This window comes from Mesorhizobium sp. BAC0120, assembly GCF_033542235.1.
In the GTDB taxonomy this organism is placed as follows: Bacteria; Pseudomonadota; Alphaproteobacteria; order Rhizobiales; family Rhizobiaceae; genus JAWRCU01.
Map to the genome: position 1 here is coordinate 445399 of NZ_JAWRCU010000002.1, position 19511 is coordinate 464909.

At 62.0% G+C, this 19511-nt stretch carries 16 protein-coding genes; 7 read left to right on the forward strand and 9 right to left on the reverse strand.

All coding sequences use genetic code 11. The features are described 5' to 3' along the window. Positions 1-12: 12 nt before the first annotated feature. The gene (locus tag SAZ10_RS05605) at positions 13-1818 is read right to left on the reverse strand and encodes a mechanosensitive ion channel family protein (RefSeq protein ID WP_318608197.1); all 1806 of its coding nucleotides are present in this window, start codon (positions 1816-1818) and stop codon (positions 13-15) included. Between the two features lie 597 nt (positions 1819-2415). Further along, on the reverse strand, positions 2416-3447 hold the full coding sequence (locus SAZ10_RS05610) for an ROK family protein (RefSeq protein WP_318608198.1): 1032 nt from the start codon (positions 3445-3447) through the stop codon (positions 2416-2418). Positions 3448-3773: 326 nt separating this feature from the next. Between SAZ10_RS05610 and SAZ10_RS05615 the strand changes: the two genes are divergently transcribed. The 4 genes from SAZ10_RS05615 to SAZ10_RS05630 all read left to right on the forward strand — a co-directional run bounded on the left by SAZ10_RS05615 (position 3774) and on the right by SAZ10_RS05630 (position 7824). Continuing rightward, complete coding sequence (locus SAZ10_RS05615; RefSeq protein WP_318608199.1) at positions 3774-4823, forward strand: SGNH/GDSL hydrolase family protein; 1050 nt, start codon at positions 3774-3776, stop codon at positions 4821-4823. Between the two features lie 234 nt (positions 4824-5057). Then, positions 5058-6020 (forward strand): sugar ABC transporter substrate-binding protein, encoded by a 963-nt coding sequence (locus SAZ10_RS05620; RefSeq protein ID WP_318608200.1) that lies wholly within the window; start codon positions 5058-5060, stop codon positions 6018-6020. Next, on the forward strand, positions 6017-6817 hold the full coding sequence (locus SAZ10_RS05625; protein ID WP_318608201.1) for an ATP-binding cassette domain-containing protein: 801 nt from the start codon (positions 6017-6019) through the stop codon (positions 6815-6817). The genes SAZ10_RS05620 and SAZ10_RS05625 overlap by 4 nt, the downstream gene beginning before the upstream one ends. A 2-nt stretch (positions 6818-6819) precedes the next feature. Continuing rightward, positions 6820-7824 carry an ABC transporter permease gene (locus SAZ10_RS05630; RefSeq protein WP_318608203.1) on the forward strand — a complete coding sequence of 335 codons (1005 nt, stop codon included), beginning with the start codon at positions 6820-6822 and terminating at the stop codon, positions 7822-7824. 79 nt (positions 7825-7903) lie between these two features. Here the strand turns inward: SAZ10_RS05630 and SAZ10_RS05635 are convergent, their stop codons facing one another. Further along, positions 7904-8551: an imm11 family protein gene (locus tag SAZ10_RS05635; RefSeq protein ID WP_318608204.1), complete on the reverse strand. Its 648-nt coding sequence runs from the start codon at positions 8549-8551 to the stop codon at positions 7904-7906. Positions 8552-8751: 200 nt separating this feature from the next. Between SAZ10_RS05635 and SAZ10_RS05640 the strand changes: the two genes are divergently transcribed. Together SAZ10_RS05640 and pssA are read left to right on the forward strand one after the other, a co-directional pair. Continuing rightward, a complete protein-coding gene (locus SAZ10_RS05640) occupies positions 8752-9453 on the forward strand; it encodes a phosphatidylserine decarboxylase (protein WP_318608205.1) in 702 nt (233 codons plus the stop codon). Next, the gene (gene pssA / locus SAZ10_RS05645) at positions 9450-10280 is read left to right on the forward strand and encodes a CDP-diacylglycerol--serine O-phosphatidyltransferase (RefSeq protein ID WP_318608206.1); all 831 of its coding nucleotides are present in this window, start codon (positions 9450-9452) and stop codon (positions 10278-10280) included. Before SAZ10_RS05640 ends, pssA begins: the two co-directional genes overlap by 4 nt. A gap of 101 nt (positions 10281-10381) precedes the next feature. Here the strand turns inward: pssA and SAZ10_RS05650 are convergent, their stop codons facing one another. From SAZ10_RS05650 to SAZ10_RS05660, 3 genes are all read right to left on the reverse strand, one after another. Next, a complete protein-coding gene (locus tag SAZ10_RS05650; RefSeq protein WP_318608207.1) occupies positions 10382-12622 on the reverse strand; it encodes an AMP-binding protein in 2241 nt (746 codons plus the stop codon). Between the two features lie 515 nt (positions 12623-13137). Further along, positions 13138-14022: a DMT family transporter gene (locus tag SAZ10_RS05655; protein WP_318608208.1), complete on the reverse strand. Its 885-nt coding sequence runs from the start codon at positions 14020-14022 to the stop codon at positions 13138-13140. Between the two features lie 121 nt (positions 14023-14143). Further along, positions 14144-14929, reverse strand: a complete 786-nt coding sequence (locus tag SAZ10_RS05660) for an SDR family NAD(P)-dependent oxidoreductase (RefSeq protein WP_318608209.1) — start codon at positions 14927-14929, stop codon at positions 14144-14146. Between the two features lie 394 nt (positions 14930-15323). Here SAZ10_RS05660 and SAZ10_RS05665 point away from each other — a divergent pair, with 394 nt between their 5' ends. After that, positions 15324-15746 carry a DoxX family protein gene (locus SAZ10_RS05665; protein WP_318608210.1) on the forward strand — a complete coding sequence of 141 codons (423 nt, stop codon included), beginning with the start codon at positions 15324-15326 and terminating at the stop codon, positions 15744-15746. Between the two features lie 34 nt (positions 15747-15780). Here SAZ10_RS05665 and purF read toward each other — a convergent pair whose 3' ends face one another. The 3 genes from purF to radA form a co-directional block, all read right to left on the reverse strand. Next, entirely contained in the window at positions 15781-17244 is a 1464-nt protein-coding gene (gene purF, locus SAZ10_RS05670) for an amidophosphoribosyltransferase (protein ID WP_318608211.1), read from the reverse strand. An 80-nt stretch (positions 17245-17324) separates the two neighbouring features. Further along, positions 17325-17930 carry a CvpA family protein gene (locus SAZ10_RS05675; RefSeq protein WP_318608212.1) on the reverse strand — a complete coding sequence of 202 codons (606 nt, stop codon included), beginning with the start codon at positions 17928-17930 and terminating at the stop codon, positions 17325-17327. 53 nt (positions 17931-17983) lie between these two features. Continuing rightward, the gene (gene radA, locus SAZ10_RS05680) at positions 17984-19381 is read right to left on the reverse strand and encodes a DNA repair protein RadA (RefSeq protein ID WP_318608213.1); all 1398 of its coding nucleotides are present in this window, start codon (positions 19379-19381) and stop codon (positions 17984-17986) included. Between the last annotated feature and the right edge of the window lie 130 nt (positions 19382-19511).

Here is a 19511-nt window from a genome sequence, read left to right on the forward strand (position 1 = left end):
GAAGCCGAGGTATCAGGCCGCGGGCTCGGCCTGAGCAGGTGGCACAGGCGGCTTGACCAATTCCAGGCCCTTCTGCGCGACCGCGGCGCCCATATCACCGCCGCCTGCAACCGTGACAGTGGGAAAGGCGAACTTGATGCCATTGGCGTCGAAGGCCTTCTTGATCAGGGCGTAGGCCCTGCGGCGGATCACCGCCTGCTCCCCGGGCTGTGTCATGATCTTCATGCGAATCTGGATAGCGAAATCGCCGAACTGCTCGACACCCTGCATCTTCAGCGTTTCCATGATGCTCGACGCGAGTTCTTCGTCAGCTTCAAGCTGCTTGCCGATCTCCCTGACAATCTTCTTCACCGCGTCGAGGTCGGTGTCGTAGGTGACGCTAACCGTGATCTTGTCGATCGCCCAGTCGCGTGAGTAGTTGGTGATCTTGTCGAGTGATCCGAAATGAATCGTGTGAAGCGCGCCGCGATGATGCCTGATTTTCATCGAGCGCAGGGAGAATGACTCGACGGTGCCCTTGATGCTGCCGCTCTCGATGTACTCGCCCACGCGGAACGCGTCATCGACGAGGAAGAACATGCCCGAGATAACGTCCTTGACCAGGGTTTGTGCACCGAAGCCGACCGCAAGCCCGACGATGCCCGCGCCGGCGATCAAAGGCCCAATCTCCACGCCCAATCCCGATAGGGCCATTAGCCCGCCCATCACGAAGAGCACGACGAACACGACATTGCGCAGGATCGGCAGCAAAGTTCTCAGTCGCGCGCGCCGCTTTGCTTCCTCGCCCTGCGAGGGACCCTCATTCGTCGTTTCGATGAGCTTGCGATCAATCCATGCGCTTGCTACGCGCCAGGCAAAATCGGCCAACAATAAGATGATGAACGCGTTGAGGATACCTCGCAGCAGGCGTGTCACCATTGTGTCGCCGGTCGTCAGCATGGCCAGGTCGACCCCAAGCAGCGATGCGACCAGATAGGCGCCTCCGATCAGCAACAGCGCGCGTAGCCCGCGCTCGAGAGCTGCGCCAGCAAGCGAGGGGGCAGACGCCTGAGCAAGCTCCGCCCCTGCCGGTCGCAGGATATGATCGACCGAGAGCCGAACGCAGATGATCGCAATCGGCAGGATCAGAAGCACGATGCCGATGTAGAAGGCCGCCGCCACCTCGGAAAATGCGACCAGCCAATTGGCGAGGAGGTAGAGCGAGACCAGCACGGTACCAACGGGGTGCCGATGGCTTACCCGTTCGGCGCCGTCGAATGTCGGGCAACGCCAGAGAGCAAAGAGAGCCAAGCAAAGCAGGATCAGGCCGAAGCCTATGGCGATGAGGTTAACAGCCTCACGACCTACACCAAGGCTCGGCAGCAACTGGTATGTGAAATGTCCAAAGGAAAACCAGCCGACCAGCACGGCCGACCAGACGAACCAGAAACGAGCGCTGATGGTTGCCATCGGCATCAGCCGGAACCGTTCTGCCCCCGGTGCAAGCAAGAAGCGCCCGGCAACAAGAGTCAGGCGCACGGCGAGGAACACGAGCAGATAGGACAGCACGGTCTGCTGGAGCAGCGGTGGCCAATCAAGAAGAAGGAAGGCGCCTATGCTTCCGGCCGCAAAGGACAAGAGAACGCCAAGCCCGAACAGAACACGTCGTCCGGCAGCACGCAGCCTTTCCTCGACGGTGTCCAAGCTCGTTGCGATCGTTTTCTGACGGAAGCCGGGCGTGACCCGCCAGAATAACCATTCGAGTCCAAAGCCCAGTCCGGCAAAGAAGAAAAGCGGCAGGAGAACAGCACTCGCGCCCCGCTCTCTGGTTTCATTCATTAGGGCCATCCGCGCCTTGTTCAACTCGGTCGTCAGTGTGGGAGCGGCTCCAACCAGCCTGCGCAAAGAGAAGCGCGTCGTGTTCAGCATTGAGGCAACCAACTCCTGAATATTGGGGGCGCCATTGGATGCTGCCGTATCCCGTGCCGACGCAGGTGCGCGTCCCGCCCGGGCTTTCAGCCATGCCTGAACGTCCGGTCGCCCCAGGAGGTCAAGGAGGAGGCGGACGTCTTCGGCCGGAGGCGCGGCTGCACCCTTTGAGTCCGCTAGGTTTCCGGCGGGCTGAGCGAGCCCCGGTTGACCACAGGCCAGCGACGCACACATCACCAAAAGGAGAAGGGCACCTTTCATGGCAGGCTCCCGAGTTATCGCGACCGTCCTTCGCGGATCAGATCAACGGTCCCGCCCGAGGTTCGTGCGCAATTTCCGCGCTGTGATCCCGGTCGCCCAAAGCCCGTGGCAGCTTACACAAAGTGGACCGCGAGCGGTATCGCCCATCCGGACGGCCTCGCACCATTGGTCGCATAGCGAGGCGAACTTTTACGACCAGCCAGTTGAACTTCTCTGGCGCAAAGAGGCTCTTTGCCGAGGTCGCGATCAGGAACGCGTGAAATCAGTCTCAGACGGATAGAAGCGATCGGCCAGCGGCAGGCATGCGGCCCCCAAAGCGACCGATTTGCGGTCGCGGGAACCTTCTCTGACGGACATTTCGGCAGCTTCGGGCACGTCCAGTTGAGCGAGCGCGGTGCGCAGCTTCACGGTGACCTGCTGCAGCCTCTCGGCGGGAATGGATCCGTCGATAATCACCGTGCGGCACGGCACCACGGCGGCCGCTGCGGTCACGGCATACGCGATACCGCGCGCGAGCAATTCGACCGTCTTGGTGCCCGCCGCCCCTTGCTCTGTTCCAAGTGCAAGCGCGCGGAGTGGTACCGGTCGGCCGTCAGCTCCGGGGACAAAGATCTTGCCCAAATTGGCGCCCTGGTCGTCCCGCGAAAAGCTTATGCGGCCCTGCTGGACAATTCCGCCGCTGATCGACTGGTCTATGAAGAGGTAGAGGAAGTCCTCTATACCGCTGCCGAGGCCATAGATGAGTTCTGCGCTGCAGGCCGCTACGGCGTCACTCGACACAAAGACTGAAAGATCAAGCGTTTGGCCTAGCTCGTCAAACGTGCTTTCGATTTCCTTCCAGGGCAGAGCGGTTCTGTCGCTGCCAAGGCTGCCGCTGGCGATGGAAATTCCGATCCCCTGGAAACGCGAACGATCATCGATCGGGTAGGTGGAGCGGAAGCGGTTCGTCGTATCGCGAACAAATCTCGCAACGCGCTTGAGATCCAGTCCAGCAAGCTCGATCGCCTTCTCGGCGACGATTCGTCCGGTGAAATTGACCAGCGCCGCCTTCGCTTCATGACGGTCCAGATGCACACCAAGGAACAGTGCTCCGTCAGGGTTGAGGCTGAGCGGGACGTAAGGCTGCCCGATCTTTCCACGCACCGGTGCGCCCTCGACGAGCAAACCGGCTTCAACGAGGCTGCGGGAGATGACGGACGCCGTCTGTGCCGCAAGGCCCGTGATCTCGGCGATCTGGGCCTTCGAGAGCTGGCCATGCGAGCGGATGAGCGAAAGCACGAGCCGCTCATTGGCCGCCCGCAGGACAACCTGGTTCGAGCCTGGCCCCGATGAAGCCCTGTCCTGCGGTGACGTCCGGAGGACCGTTGTTCCTGGAATATGCCCTACCACCTTTGAACCGACTCGCTTTAGTAAGTCACTCTGACTTATCTATTGACCTGTTGTTCACGGTCAAGCGTAGTGAACACACAACGTTTTCGAGGGTATCGCAAGTGGACACATATTGGCTTCCTTCCTGGACCGCTGCTCCCATGAATGTTTGGGGTCCGGATGCGCCGCTTTCAGGATTCTATGGCCAGACGGTGCGGGAAGTCGCACGAGCCAGCGTGGGCGGCAGCGCCGTCGCGATCAGGCTGACAAATGAATACGGACGGCAGCCCATTCATCTCGATGCGGTGGAAATTGCAAGGGCGGGTGAAGGGGGCCGGCTTGAACCATTGACGACTCGCCCGGTGACATTTGCGGGCAGCCGTTCGGCGGTAATCTATCCCGGCGCACCCCTGATCAGCGATCCGGTGGAGATGGAAATTGGCCCTCTGTCGCGGCTTGCGATCAGCTATTTCAGCGCCGGTTTCATCCCGGTCGAAACACATCACTTCGAGGCTCAGCAGACCGCATATATTTCGGCGCCCGGCAACTTCGCCGCCGCCACCGAGATGATCGCCCAGCAGACCACGACCAGCCATTATCTTCTTTCTTCGATCTACGTTCGTGCTCCATCGAAGGGACATGCGCTCGTGTGCTTTGGGGACTCCATAACGGACGGCTACGGTTCGTCGATCGATGCGGATCGACGGTGGCCCGATGTGCTTGCAGAGCGGCTCATCGGCGCAAAACGGCAGGTCGCAGTCTTGAACCAGGGTATTGGCGGCAATCGGCTCCTGCACAGCCGGCGCGGGGATCTCGCCCTCAGGAGGTTCGACCGTGATGTCCTCGCACTTCCCGCCGCTACACATTTGATTGTGCTTGAGGGGATTAACGACATCGTCTGGCCAAATACGGTCCTGGCCGGCCCCGAAGAATTTGTCAGCGCCGATGACATCATCGGAGCGCTGCGGCAACTGCTCGCGCGTGCACGGTTGGCCGGCCTCAAGGTGATGCTGGGGACTATTATGCCGTTCGAAGGCACGCTGCCGGAGTTTCCTCGCGGAGGCTATTACACTCCGGAAAAGGAACGTGCTCGTCAGGCCGTCAACCGTTTCATCCGCGACCAGAGCGGCGCCGATGCCATAACCGACTTCGATGCCGTGATGCGCGATCCCGTGCGTCCTTCGCGACTGCTGCCGGCTTTCGACAGCGGCGATCATATCCACCCCAACGATGCCGGCTACCGCGCAATGGCGGAATCCATAGATCTGTCCTTGCTGGATAACTAACTCAGAATGAATTAGTTATTGACAGCTGTCGATAAGGATGAGATTGCAGGAGACGGCTGAACGGGCGGAACGCGTCGCAGAAAGACCCAGGGGGTTTCATCGGCGGTCCAAGGCGCCGGCCCAATTCGGGGAGTTCGACGGCGACGTAAGATTCCGCTGGGCGCCAACCTGACACTGCAGCTTCGCTCGGGGCGCCCTGCGACCGACACCGGGGAGGCCAGGAGGAGAATGAAAATGCAGATGTTACACGACCGCCGCATGCTGGTGCGCACGACACTACGGACGGCCGCCGCTCTCGCCATCGCGAGCACTATGTTCGCCTCGGCGCAGGCTGAGCCGATCAAGTCCATCCTGTTCGTGAACCCGTTGCCTCAGTTTCCGGCGTGGCGCCTTATCGGGGATTGTATTGCGAAGGAAGCCAAGGCCAAGAACATCACGGAGACCGAGTCCGGTCCGACCGACGGCACGCTGAACACCACTGCAATGATGCAACAGGTGCAGCAGGGCATCGCAAACAGCGCAGGCGCGATCATCACCTTTCCGGCAACCGATGGGTTTGTTCCATTGCTGCAGCAGGCGCGAGATGCCGGCATCATGGTCGGCACGCTGTATGGCGCGAGTGGCACCGGGTCGGGCTCGCAGGTCAATGTCGGAGCCAATTTCGCCACTGTCGGGGAAATCATGGTCAAGGCGATCGCCGCACGCGAAGGCCAGCAAAATGTCGGGCTGATGATCCAGGGGCCGACAGGCGCGGGAAAAGCCTTCTCGGAAGCGTTCGAAAAGGCGGCCGCAGAAACGCCGAATGTCAAGGTGATCGCCACAGTGAGTACCGGCGATGACGCCAACAAATCTCTCGATCAGGCGAACGCGCTGTTGATCGCTCATCCGGAAATCAACGTGATCGCCTCTCACATGGGCACCGCCACGCAAGGCGCCGTCGCCGCGATCAAGGCGAAGGATCTTCAGGGCAAAGTGGTCATGGTCGCCAACGGCGCTGCCGGCGGCGGCACCGAGGGCCTTCAGGAAGGTACCGTCTACCAGCTCATGATGCAGAACCTTTGCGGCGCCGGAACGCAGATTGTCGATGCCCTGGTCAAGATCAACGATGGTGAATCGGTGCCTGAGCAGCTCGACGTCGGCGTGCAGATGTTCGGCAAGGAAGACGTTCAGGCCTTCATCGACAAAGGCTGGCAATGAGCACCCTCGCGCATTCGCGCACGGGCTCTCCGGCTTCAGCCGGGGAGCCCAGTCTTGCCCTAGAGGGGATCGGCAAGGCTTTTGGACAGGTGAAGGCGCTGACCAGGGTTGATCTCACAGCCTACCCCGGAGAAATCCATTTTGTGGTCGGCGACAACGGAGCGGGAAAATCGACCACGCTCAAGATCCTGTCCGGCATGTTCAGGCCTGATGTTGGGAGCGTCAGGATCGGCGGCATCGAAGTTCACATGCGCGATGCCGCAGAAGCCCGTCAGTTCGGGATCGCCGTCGTCCATCAGGATTTGGCTCTGGTCGAGTGTCTCGACATCGCGACCAACATGGCGCTTGGCGATATTCCGCGGCGCGGTCGCATAATGCTCGATCGAGCGCGAATGGAGAGGGACGCGGCAAAGGTCCTGTCCGGCCTCAAGATCCGCGTCGGTTCCGTTCGTACGCAGATCGGACTGTTGTCGGGAGGCGAGCGGCAGATCGTTGCCATTGCACGAGCCGTTCGGACGAATCTTCCGATCATCCTGCTCGATGAGCCCACCGCAGCGCTTGGCGTCCGTGAAACGGCACATGTCGGGGAAATCCTCGACGAGCTGCGGGCGCAGGGCAAGACGATCATCTGCATCAGCCATGACCTGGAGTTTGTGTTCAGGCATGCCGACCGAATTACGGTCATGCGCCTTGGCAATTCGGTAGCGACGCTGATGCGCGGCAGCACGAACCGCGACGCGGTGGTCGGGATGATAACCGGCACAATCGGCGCCGCAGCCGAAAGCGCGCAGGAGTAGAAATGACCGCCACGACACGTACCGGCGAGCAAAAGGGGGAGGGATCTCCGTGGCTCGTCGAAATCCTGCTCAGGCCGGAGACGACGCTGATCCTGGTCATCATCGTGATCGGCATTGTGACGGCGATAAAGAACCCGAATTTCCTGAATGTCGGCAACCTGACGGATATCGCGCGCGCAGCAGTGATCTACTTCGTGATGGCGTGCGGCGCGTCCCTTCTGATGATCGGCGGCGGTCTCGACTTTTCTGTCGGCGCAGTTTTCACATTGGGTGGCATCACCGCGGCGTGGCTCATGGGTATCGCAGGGATTCCATGGCCGATTGCGATTATGGGCGGCTTGGCCGCGGGAGCGCTCGCCGGCTATGCAAACAGCCAGGTCATCGCGCGCCTGCACGTTCCGCCAATCATCGCGACGCTCGGAACCTATTTCGTGTTTACTGGCCTCTGTATTCAAATTACCGGCGGCCAGGACATTGTGCCCCTTCCCAAGGATTTCCAACGCCTGGGGCAGGGTACCATCATGGGGGTCCCCTTCGTCGTCATCTACGCAGTCGCAATAGGGCTCGTGTTTTGGTTCGTGCTTGAACGGACTCCGTTCGGTGTCGAGGTCCGCGCGGTAGGAGGCAACCGCAAGGCCGCGGCGGCCAATGGGCTGCGGGTGGGCCGGATAGAGACCACGCTTTATGTGCTCGGTGGTTTCACGGCGGCACTCGCCGGCATAATCTACGCTGCCCGTGTCGGAAGCGGACAAGTATCCGCGGGTGGATCGGGCGTGACCCTAGCGGTGGTCACTGCGGCTCTCATTGGTGGCATCAGCCTGCTCGGTGGACTGGGAAGCATTACCGGCGTCGCCGTTGGCGCAATCCTGCTGTCGGAAATCGACAATGCGCTCATCGTTGCAGCGGTGCCCCCTCAGTACAATACGATCATCGTTGGGGTAATTCTCATTGCCGCCGTGGCAATCGACCATATACGTCGGGAGCGGCTCTACCGGATCCGCCGATGAGAAATGGCGGCCCGTCGCGCATCTCGTGAAACGGCTCTAAGCGAAAGCGGCCACTTCCATGGTCACGCAATGACCACAATCACAGATCGGCGGAGTTCCACAACGCTTTGAAGGAGACGCCGCGAAGCCCGGCGCTTTGTACCTGTTCGACAAAACTGTCGGTCACAAAAACGGGTGACGCCCTCATCGGGAGCTTGAAGATCTCCGCCGTTCCGATCCTGCCTCTGTCGAAAACATGGCGTTCGATTGCCAGAATGTTTCCGTCGTCGAAGTACACGATCCGGGAGCGCTCATGATCGAGAGCGTCGAGCACATTCGTTGCGTTGAAGAGCCAAACCTCTTCTCCCCGAACGGGCAGAAGCTGTCCATACTGCAACAAAATGTGCCTTAGAGCCTCTACCGCCGGTTTTCTCAAAAACGGCACATGCTCGCCAAGCCAAGGGAAGTCGGAATAGAACCTCTCCTCGCGACTAAGTAGAAGCTGTCCATACTTCAGCAGGATCGTCGCCGGCTTTCTCAAAAATGGCACGTGTTCGTCAAGCCACGGGAAGTCGGAACCAAATCTCTCCTCATGATTGATTTCGCGATTGACTTTCATGACAGGTGGATCCCAATCCGAGATAACCTTCCCATCCATCGCGAAAAACATCTCGAAATGGCCTTCGTCGGCCGGGAGTATCCATTCCTGGCCCGGCACCACCTCAAATGTGTAGACCGTAAATGTCATCGGGTTTTCGCGGAAATCCAACGTATCGACAAGGTGGCGGTCAAGCAGAAATCCTTTCGTCTGCGTCCGACTTCACGAAAGTCACGACGGGCACGGCAAATGGTAGGCTTTCCCTTGCACATCGCCTCACCCGCTGTTGCGTTGCGAGAAATGGGCATATCCGCTAGAGAGCCGCATCCGTTCGGCAGCTTAGCGTGGTCATGACCTTAGTCGATACGATCCGAAATACCTTCGTCCCGATCCACCGCGAGGGGTGGCCCTTCATCGCCGCTTTCGGAGTGGCGGCGGTGCTGCTTGGGCTGTTTTCGACGAGCCTGTTCTGGATCGGCCTCATTCTCACGGCCTGGTGCGCCTATTTCTTCCGCGATCCGCAGCGCGTGACGCCGGTCGACGACCGGCTGGTGGTGAGTCCTGCCGATGGCGTGATCTCCGCTGTCGGGCCCGCCGTGCCGCCGCGCGAGCTCGGCCTCGGCGGAGCCGAGATGACGCGCATTTCCGTGTTCATGAACGTCTTTTCCTGCCATGTGAACCGTGCGCCGGTTCGTGGCAGGATCGTGAAGATCGAGCACAGGCCGGGCAAGTTCCTGAGCGCAGATCTCGACAAGGCAAGCGCCGAGAACGAGCGGAACGGGCTCGTGATCGAGAGTCCCAACGGGCTTGTCGCCGCGGTGCAGATAGCCGGCCTTGTGGCGCGCCGCATCGTCTGCTGGGTCGAGCCGGGCGTGAGCGTCGGAATCGGCGAGCGCTTCGGCTTGATTCGTTTCGGCTCGCGGGTTGACGTGTTCCTGCCGAGGAGCGCTGCTTTGCGCGTCGCCGTGGGCCAGGTGGCTGTCGCGGGCGAGACTGTGCTTGCTGAATTCGATGCAGCGGCTGGCGCAACGCCGCTTGTGCGGGTCTCGTGAAGAAGGTGTTCTTTTCCTTTGAACCCCATGGCAGGGGCGGGCCGCGGATTCGCGAGATCCCGATCCGCCTCATCCTGCCTAACCTCGTCACCGTGCTCGCGATCTGCGCCGGCTTGTCAGGTATTCGCCACGCGTTCGAACACCGCTTCCAGACGGCGGTGGTGATGGTGCTGATCGCTGCCTTTCTCGACGGCATAGACGGGCGCGTGGCTCGGCTCTTCAAGGCCTCGTCGAAATTCGGCGCCCAGATGGATTCGTTGGCCGACATCGTCAATTTCGGCGTTGCACCGGCCCTTGTGCTTTACGCCTTCCTGCTCGATCGGGCAGGCTCGCCGGGTTGGATAGCAGCGCTGCTGTTCGTCATTGCCTGCGGCCTCAGGCTCGCGCGCTTCAACGTGCTCGACGAGGATGAGGAACGACCGGCCTGGCAGGCGGAATACTTCGTCGGCGTCCCAGCGCCCGCCGGTGCAGCGGTGGTGCTGCTCCCGGCCTATTTCGGCTTCATGGGTGTCGATACCGGGCGGCCGCTCGTCTATTCTGCTTGCGTGTACACGGTCTTGATCGCTCTCCTGATGATCAGCCGCCTGCCTGTTTATTCCGGCAAGACCGCCGGCAAGCGAATTTCTGCCGACCGCGTCATCCCGCTGATCTTCGCCGTGGTCCTCTACGTGCTCTTGATGGCGACTTACCCCTGGCAGACGCTCTCTGTGTCGGCCATTGCTTATCTGATTTACCTGCCGCTCAGCGCGCGCGCCTATTCACGGCGGGCGAAGCTCGAGGAGGCGAAGCTCGTGCAAACGGAATCCCAGAGCCCGTCATCCAGCTGATGTCTGGGGCATAGTGCACCCAAAGGATTGGCAGCCTCGTTATCTGGTTGTATGTGCATCGGATTATCCGAAAACCGCTACGCAACTTTCGGTCCGATGGGCTACGCCGCGGCGTCGAGCCCGAGCATCTCGATGGCAATACGTCGCGCCGACGTGTAGTCGACCTTGCCGGAGCCGAGCAGCGGCAACTCCGCAACCTTGACGATGTCGGCAGGCACCATGAGCTCGGCGAGACCGCTCTTCTTGCTTTCTTCGCGCAGCACGTTGGGGTCGGCTTCGTTTGCGGTGGTGACGAGCACGATGCGCTCGCCACGCCGTTTGTCGGGCACCGAGACAACCGCGTGATGGTCCTCCGGCCAGAGCGAGTGCACCACCACCTCGATCGCACCCAGCGATACCATCTCGCCGGCGATCTTGGCGAACCGCTTGGCGCGGCCCTTAATCTCGATGAAGCCTTCGCGGTCGACCGTGACGATGTCGCCGCTGTCGTGCCAGCCGTTCTCTGGCGGGGCGATCGTGCCCGGGCGCTCCGAGGTCATGTACCCCAACATCACGTTCGGTCCGGAAACCCATAGCCTGCCGCCCTCGGCTATTCCCTCGACGGCCTCGATCTGCATATGCATCCCGGGCACCAGGCGGCCGACCGTACCGTGGCGGCCATGCGTTGCCGAATTGACGGCGACCACCGGCGAGGCTTCGGTCATGCCGAACCCTTCGACGATCTCCGCACCGAAACGCTCGCGCCAGATGCGCCGCGTCTCCGCGCGCACCCGCTCCGCGCCGGCCACCACCAGCCTCAGCGTCTCGAAATCCGCGTCGCCGGCCGATCGCGCATAGGCGGTGAGGAACGTGTCGGTGGCGAACATGATGGTCGGCTTCGTCTTCGACGCGGTCCCGGGAATCTGCTTGAAGTGGAGCGGGGAGGGGTAAAGGAAGACGCGGACCCCGAGCAGGATCGGCATGATCGTGCCTCCGGTCAGCCCGTAGGCGTGAAATACCGGCAGCACGTTGAGCAGCCTGTCGTGAGGCCAGAGCGCTAGCCGCGACTCGACCTGGCGTGCATTGGCAAGCAGGTTGCGGCTGGAGAGAACGACGGCCTTTGGCGTGCCCTCCGAACCCGAAGTGAAGAGGATGACGGCCGGTCTTTCAGCAGCCTGGCGAGCCAGGGGGAAGCGCCAAAGCACTGCCGCTGCAGCCTTTTCCACCCAGTTGATGCTCTCGCGCACGTCCTCGAGCCAAATGACCTTGGCGCCACCGGCCTCCACAGCCGTGACGATGTCGGCAAGCTTTGCCTTCTCGATGAACGCGCGGGAGGAAACAACCATCCGTATCGTTGCCGTACGAATGGCGGCGGTGACGTTCGCCGCCCCCGAAGTGTAGTTGATCATGGCGGCAACGCGGCCGGCTGAGAGCAGCCCGAGCAGCGACAACGCAATTCCGTTCGAATTGGGCAGAAGCAGCCCGACAGCTTCGCCGGGTGCGCTGAAGCCCTCGAAGCGCCGTCCGAGGATGCGGGCGCCGGCAAAGAGCTCGCGATAGCTGAGCGCGCGGCCCATCGCGTCCTCGACAATGATGCGGGATGGCCCGAGGGCAACTGCGGCATCGCGCATTGCCTCAAACAGGCTGTCATTGCCGGGTCCGGCCCCGAGGCCAGCCTTGACGCGCACTTCGGCGACGCGATCGAAGAGCGCATTGGCCGCCGTTGTGCGGCCGAGGTCCGCACCTTCGGCGAGATCGCGCAGTGTCTTGCCTTCAAGCGCTGCGATCGAGAGTTGGGGAAAGAGGACGCGGGGAGCTTTTTCCGGCGGTATCTTCGAGAAAGGCAGGAAGCGGGCCCCGCGAATGAAGATCGGAACGATCCTGGCTTCGGACTTCGCAGCAATCTGCGCGACCGCGCGGTACAGCCGGAACGCCTTGGCGTCGGGTTCGACCGTGTCCGGTATATAGACCGCAAGCCGCCCCTTGCCCTTCAACAGCCGCACCAGCCGGCGGCTGACGAAGACGTGTTCGGCATTGAAGGCGATCGTGCGGGCTAGGTTACGGAACGGCTCCAGCCGTGCGGCGCGCGCCGAATACTCGTCGAGGATATGCAACGTATCTTCGGGGAGCAGCGTAAGCATCAAGGCCGGGTCGATCGCCGACTGATGTGCTACGACATAGATGACCGGCGCTTTGGCCTCGCGTGCAAGGCGGATGTCGTCGTCCTCGACGCGGTAGGCCAGCTTGAAAGGCACGTAGAGCAACGCCTGACGGAAGGCGATGCCCAGACGCCAGGTCTCGATGCCGGCGATCACCAGATAAGCCGCAATCAACCCGGCAAGAATGGCTCCGGTCAGGATCATGCCGCTCCTCCACCGCAGAACCGGGCGGTGTGCCTGGTGTCGTGATTCGAAGTTCGCCCAAGTTTGAAATCGAGCTCGGAACGAACTTCGAAATCATTACGCTAGGGATCCAGGTCGCTAAAGGTCCCTTGGTCCTGAAATTCGTGCACGGCCTATATCCAACCGGGAGGAATTTCAGAAACGGGACACTAGCCACCGTTGGGTGCCAGAGGGTAGCGAAAGCTGCGCCGCGGTCAATGCCGGCTTCAACATTGCTCATGTTGCTGTCGGCGTCCGAGCAATATTGGCGACCAGCAGGTCGGGTTCCGCCGCCGAAGGGGCGACGAGAATGGCTGGAGCGGCGTCAATCGACATGGAGCGCCGGTCCGTGCGCAAAAAGAAAAGCCGGCCTAGCTAGGCCGGCTTAATATGTGACGGGTCGGAGGGGTGTTTCGGGGGGGATTTACAACCCGTCAGGTCATCAAACTCGCGAGCTCGATATTGGTTCCCTGCAGGTCACAGATTTTTTCCGTTCGTCATGCGCGGCGTCGAAAGCGCTCGCCGGCGATGATGATGAGCCCGGCGCCGACGATCATCGATGCGCCGACGAACACTTCGCTTCGTGGAACATCGCCCCAGATCAGGAAACCTAGCAGGAACGCCCAGACGAGTGCCGTGTATTCGAATGGCGCGATGACCGAGGCAGGCGCCCGCTTCATGCCCTCGTAGAGCGTGAACTGTGCGAAACCGGCGACCAAGCCGGTCGCAGCAAGCAGCACGACCTGGCTGAGCGACGGCGTCATCCAGAGAAGCGTCAAAGGCAGACCCGCCGTCAGCAGGGAGAACCCATTGTTCAGGACCATTTGCACAATGGTCTTCTCCTGCAACGCGATCTTGCGCAGAAGCACAATCGACAAGCCCCAGAGGCAAGCGGCACTCAGCACAAGCAGAACCGGCAGTGAAAGCCCCAGCTTGGCCGGGTCGCAGGCGACGAACACGCCGACGAAGCCAATTGCCACGGCGGCCCAGCGGGTGAGTGGCACCTTTTCGCCGAGTACCAGGATCGAGAGCACGGTGACGATAATCGGCGCGGCATAATAGATCGTGGTCAGCTCGGCGAGCTGCAGCTCGCGCGCGGCGGTGTAAAAGCACAGCCAGGCCGCAAGCATCAGGATTGAGCGCAGGAACATCGACCTGAAAACCGGCGAATGCCAGGCTTCCTTGCAGATCTGTCGGCCGCCGAAGATCAGGCAGCCGGTGAGGATCGTCAGGCTGCGAAAGAACAGCACCTGCCAGACCGGGATCGCGGCGACCAGGAGCTTCACCATCGAATCGTGGACGGTAAAGAGGAAATAGGCGAAGCCGGTCAACAGAATGCCCGCGAAGATACGGTCGCCTGTGTCGAGCGTGACTGCGGACATGCGGGATTTCCTGACGGCACCGCGCGAAAGGGAGCGCTGCGCGGCCTGTTGATCCCTTACAGCTTTGCAGGACCGACCTGCTCATCCACGGCCGGCTTTGATTTATGGCAGATGTCTGGGTCTAAACCTTCACCGAGTCTGTTCCCGCCGGGAAGTCAGGGTAGCTGACGAACCGCCTTGCCCTCGCCAGATAGAGCATGCCGGTTTCCTGGAGCGACGGACTTGCAAGCGGCAGGATCGCGGCTGCCACCTCGGAGGGATGAGGCAGCGTGTCGGGATTTTCGCCGGGCACGGCCTGTGCACGCATGGCGGTCCGGGTGGCGCCGGGATCGACCGAGTTCACCCTCAGGGGACTGTTTATCGTCTCGTTTGCCCAGGACCGGGCCAGCGTCTCGACTGCCGCCTTGGAGGCGGCATAGGGTGCCCAGAAAGCACGCGCGGAATGCGCGGAGCTGGCCGACATCAATATTGCACGGCCCGAATCGGACAGGCGCAGCAGCGGGTCGACAGAACGGATCAGCCGCCAGGTCGCCGTCACGTTGATTGTCATGACCTTCTCGAAGGTCTTCGCTTCGACATGGCCGATCGGCGCTATCACGCCGAGCACGGCGGCATTGGCGACGAGAATGTCTAGCTTGCCCCAGCGCTCGTGGATCGCCCCGCCCAGCCGGTCGATGCCGGCCATATCGGCGAGGTCAAGCGGAACCAGCGTCGCCGCGCCCTTGCCGCTTCTGGCGTTCTCGGCCTTGATCTCGTCGTCGAGTTCCTCGAGGCCCCCGACGGTTCGGGCAACCGCGATCACATGCGCGCCGGCAGCCGCCATCTGCTTGGCCATGAAATAGCCGATGCCGCGCGAGGCGCCCGTGACAAGCGCAATACGGCCGGTGAGGTCGATGGATACAGTCATTTCTTGGCTCCGTTCCGTGCCAATAGAACGAAAGCATGTCGAACGGAACCGGCGAGGTTGCGGCAAAGCGCGCGTCGTGCCGAGGTGTCGGCTTGGTCGAGCAGGGCGGAGGAATGGAGATCCACGTCGGCTGAGCAGGAAGAAGTGGATCGGAGGTATTCACTCTGCTTGGTTCCTGCTGTTGCAAGCAAGATGTTGGCCGAAATTCTGCAACTTTGCGGGATCATGCTTCAGCATGTCAGTAGCCTGAGGCAGGATGATTTGCCTGGGATGAAACCCTGTAATAAGTATGGCTGCCGCCGACCGTTCACAAATATAGAAAATTGGCGGCGCACAAGGGAGCCCGCACTTGCCGCGTGCAGGGTCGCGAAACGCATATCATTGGAGAGGACCCATGAGCAAAACAGTTGCCATCCTCATAGCAAGGCTGATCTTCGCCGCTGTCTTTGCGATGGCTGCAGCCTTCAAGTTCGCCGGAATGTCCGACACGGCCGGCTATATCGCCTCGGCCGGTTTTCCCTTCCCGCTGCTTCTGGCCTGGCTCGCCGCGATCTTCGAGGTTGCCCTCGTGCTGGCCTTTCTGACCGGCGCCTTCTTTTCAGAGGCCGCGCTGCTTGCCGGTGTTTATGTGATCTTCCTTGCCTTCGCCTTCCACGGCCCGTCGCATTGGGAAGGAAATCAGGCCGAGTTCGGCTTCTTCGTCGACCACTTTACCTTCCTTGCCGGACTTCTGTTCGCAGCCGTCCACGGCCCCGGCGAACAACTGGCATTGCATCGGAGCTTCGTCTGGAGGCGCGAAACCGCTGCCGTGAGCTGATCTGCGAAGCCGAGGTTAGCAGCGGGCAGGGCGCTCACTGACCGCCGGCAGCGAGCAGCGACAAGGTTCGTACGTTGTCCGAGCCCTCGTGGTCGAGAAGCCGCGTCGGATATTGTGCTGTGAAGCAGGCATCGCAGAACTGAGGCTGCTCATTGTTGCGGCCAGCCTCGCCGACGGCGCGGTAAAGCCCGTCGATCGACAGGAAGCCGAGCGAATCGACGCGAATGAACTCGGCCATCTCTTGCACCGACATGCGCGAGGCGAGCAGCTTCGATTTCTCAGGCGTATCGACGCCATAGAAGCAGGACGACATGGTCGGCGGCGAGGCGATCCGCATGTGCACCTCCCTGGCGCCGGCGTCGCGCACCATCTGCACGATCTTCTGGCTGGTCGTGCCGCGCACGATCGAGTCGTCGACCAGCACGATGCGCTTACCCTCGATCATCTTGCGGTTGGCGTTGTGCTTGAGCTTCACGCCCATATGGCGGATCGAGTCGCCCGGCTGGATGAAGGTGCGGCCGACATAGTGATTGCGGATGATGCCCAGCTCGAAGGGGATGCTGGCCTGCTGAGCGAAGCCGATCGCGGCGGGCGTTCCCGAGTCCGGCACCGGCACCACGATGTCCGCCTCGACCGGGTTCTCGACCGCCAGCTCCGCGCCGATCCGCTTCCTCACATCGTAGACGTTGCGGCCTTCGACCGTCGAGTCGGGCCGCGCGAAATAGACATATTCGAAGATGCAGAAGCGCGGCTTCTGCGGCTCGAACGGGAACAGGCTCTCGATGCCCTTGTTGGTGACCACCACCATCTCGCCCGGCTTGAGATCGCGTACGAAACGGGCTCCGATAATGTCGAGGGCGCAGGTTTCGGAGGCGAGAATCCAGGCGCCATCGAGGTCACCGAGGACAAGCGGGCGAATGCCGAGCGGGTCGCGCACGCCGATCATCTTCTTCGACGACAGCGCGACCAGCGAGAATGCGCCCTCGACCTGGCGTATGGCCTCTATGAAGCGCGAATTCAGGTCGCGCTCGCGGCTCGTCGCGACGAGGTGAAGGATCGTCTCCGTATCCGAGGTGGACGAAAAAATCGCGCCTTCCTTTTGCAGCGCGCGCTGTACGGTCATCGCGTTGGTGAGATTGCCATTATGGGCGATCGCCAGCCCGCCATCGGCGAGCTCGGCGAAGAAGGGCTGGACGTTGCGCAGCCCGGCGCCGCCGGTCGTCGCGTAGCGGGTATGGCCGATGGCGCGCGTGCCGCGCAGCCGGTCCATCACCGCCTGCTTTGTGAACGTGTCGCCGATCAGGCCGACATGACGCTCCACGTGGAACTGCGTGCCGTCATAGGAGACGATGCCTGCTGCTTCTTGGCCGCGGTGCTGCAGGGCATGGAGTCCAAGCGCAACGATAGGCGCGGCGTCCTGCCGGCCGAAGATGCCGAACACGCCGCATTCATCGTGGAAATGGTCGTCCGCTTCACCGGCAATATGTCCTGCTGTCATGCTCGTGTCCGCCATGCGACCAAGCCTCTCGTCAGAAAGCTGGGATATGGGAGCGAAACCGTCGTTTCGCCAGCATCCGGCTAATTGTTTCCACCCTCGGCAGGTGCCTCGGCCGGCTGGCTTTCCGCTCCACCTTCAGTCGGGCTGTCGCCATTGCCTGTCGACGGGTTGTCGCCACCCGGCACCAGCCGCTTCAGGATCGAGTTCTCGGGGTCGTCCGGCAGGAAGCTCTGGATCTTGGCTCCGATCTCCTCGAGGAACGGCCGGGACTTCGCCTCGGTAATCCATGCCGGCGGATGTGCTCCGACCAGCCAATCGAAGAAGAGCAGGCCGACCGCGACCACCAGGATGCCGCGTGCAGCACCGTAAAGAAATCCGAGTGCGCGATCGAGCGCGCCGACGCGCGAATCGATAATGAAGTCGGCGATCCGCATGGTGATCAAGGTGACAACGATCAGCGCTATGACGAAAATCGCGCCGGCCGCTGCAACCATCTGGATCTTTTCGCTGTCGATGTAGGGCTGAACGTAGGGAACGACCTTCGGATAGAAGAAGAACGCCGCTGCCGCGGCGGCCGCCCAGGACGCAATCGAGAGGATCTCGCGCGAAAAGCCGCGCACCATCGCAAGCATTGCCGAAACGAGCGTGAAGCCGACGAGAACACCGTCAAGCAACGTTATCGGCATGTCGTCTCACACTCCTTGTACAGCCCCGCGGCTGTGGATACCTGAACCTGCCGTCACCCTTCCGGCCGTGCTCGCTTGGAACCCGCGATCCTCACCACGAGATCGGTCAGCATCGCCGGCTGGAAGGCATTGGCTCCTATCCCCGTGGACAGCTCGTCGGCCGCCGATGGCATGACAGCCTGTCCGAACCCCAGCTTTTCCGCTTCCTTGAGCCGTTGAAGCGCGTGCGCCACCGGCCGGACAGCGCCGGAAAGGCTGATTTCGCCGAAATAGACGCAATCGGCGGGAAGGGCAAGAGCGGTCAGCGACGAGACGAGGGCGGCTGCCACGGCAAGGTCCGCCGCAGGCTCACTGATGCGGTAGCCGCCGGCGACGTTCAGATAGACGTCGTGCTGGGCAAACCGCACCCCGCAATGCGCTTCCAGCACCGCGAGCACCATGGAGAGCCGCGCGGCGTCCCAGCCGACGATTGCCCGGCGCGGCGTGCCGAGCGGGGAGGGAGCAACCAGCGCCTGAATCTCGACGAGCACCGGCCGCGTGCCTTCCATGCCGGCGAAGACGGCCGCTCCCGGCGCCTTTGCGCTGCGCTCGCCGAGGAAGAGCTCGGAGGGATTGGCGACCTCGCGCAGGCCGCGGTCCGACATCTCGAAGACGCCGATCTCGTCGGTCGGGCCGAAACGGTTCTTTACGGTTCTGAGGATGCGGTAGTGGTGTCCGCCTTCGCCCTCGAAATAAAGCACCGCATCGACCATGTGCTCGACGACGCGCGGGCCTGCGATCTGCCCCTCCTTTGTCACATGGCCGACCAGCACGACCGCCGCCCCCGTCGACTTGGCATAGCGGATGATCGCTTGTGCCGAAGCGCGCACCTGCGTCACCGTGCCGGGTGCCGATTCGGCGATGTCGGTCCAAAGCGTCTGAATGGAATCCAGTATCACGATGTCTGGGCGCTTGCCTTCGGCGATCGTGGCGAGGATGTCCTCGACATTGGTCTCGGCGGCGAGCTCCACCGGCGCACTGGCTGCTCCGAGCCGCTGAGCGCGCAGGCGGACCTGCGCGACCGCCTCCTCGCCGGAGACATAGACGACGCGATGCCCCCGGTTGGCCAGCGCTGCCGCGGCCTGCATCAACAGCGTCGACTTGCCAATCCCGGGATCGCCGCCGACAAGAAGCGCAGAGCCACGAACGAAGCCGCCGCCGGTCGCACGGTCGAGCTCGGCGATGCCGGTTGCAATACGCGGCGCATCCTCGATGTCGCCTGAAAGCGTCGTCAGGGCGACTGGCCGCCCCTTGCGCGGCGAGCGTAGCGCGGATGGGCCACCGCCAATGCCGCCGGTAGTGCCTTCCTCGACGAGCGTGTTCCACTCGCCGCAGGCATCGCATTTTCCGGCCCAGCGCGAGTGCACCGTGCCGCAGTTCTGGCAGATGAACTGGATGCGGGTCTTAGCCATAAGGACGCCCGCTCCTTGAAAGGCAAGACGCCCTACGTTGCCCCCCTCTGTCCTGCCGGACATCTCCCCCACAAGGGGGGAGATTGGCCTTCATTAATGCCTTCGCCAACGAGCTACGTCGCAGAAAAAG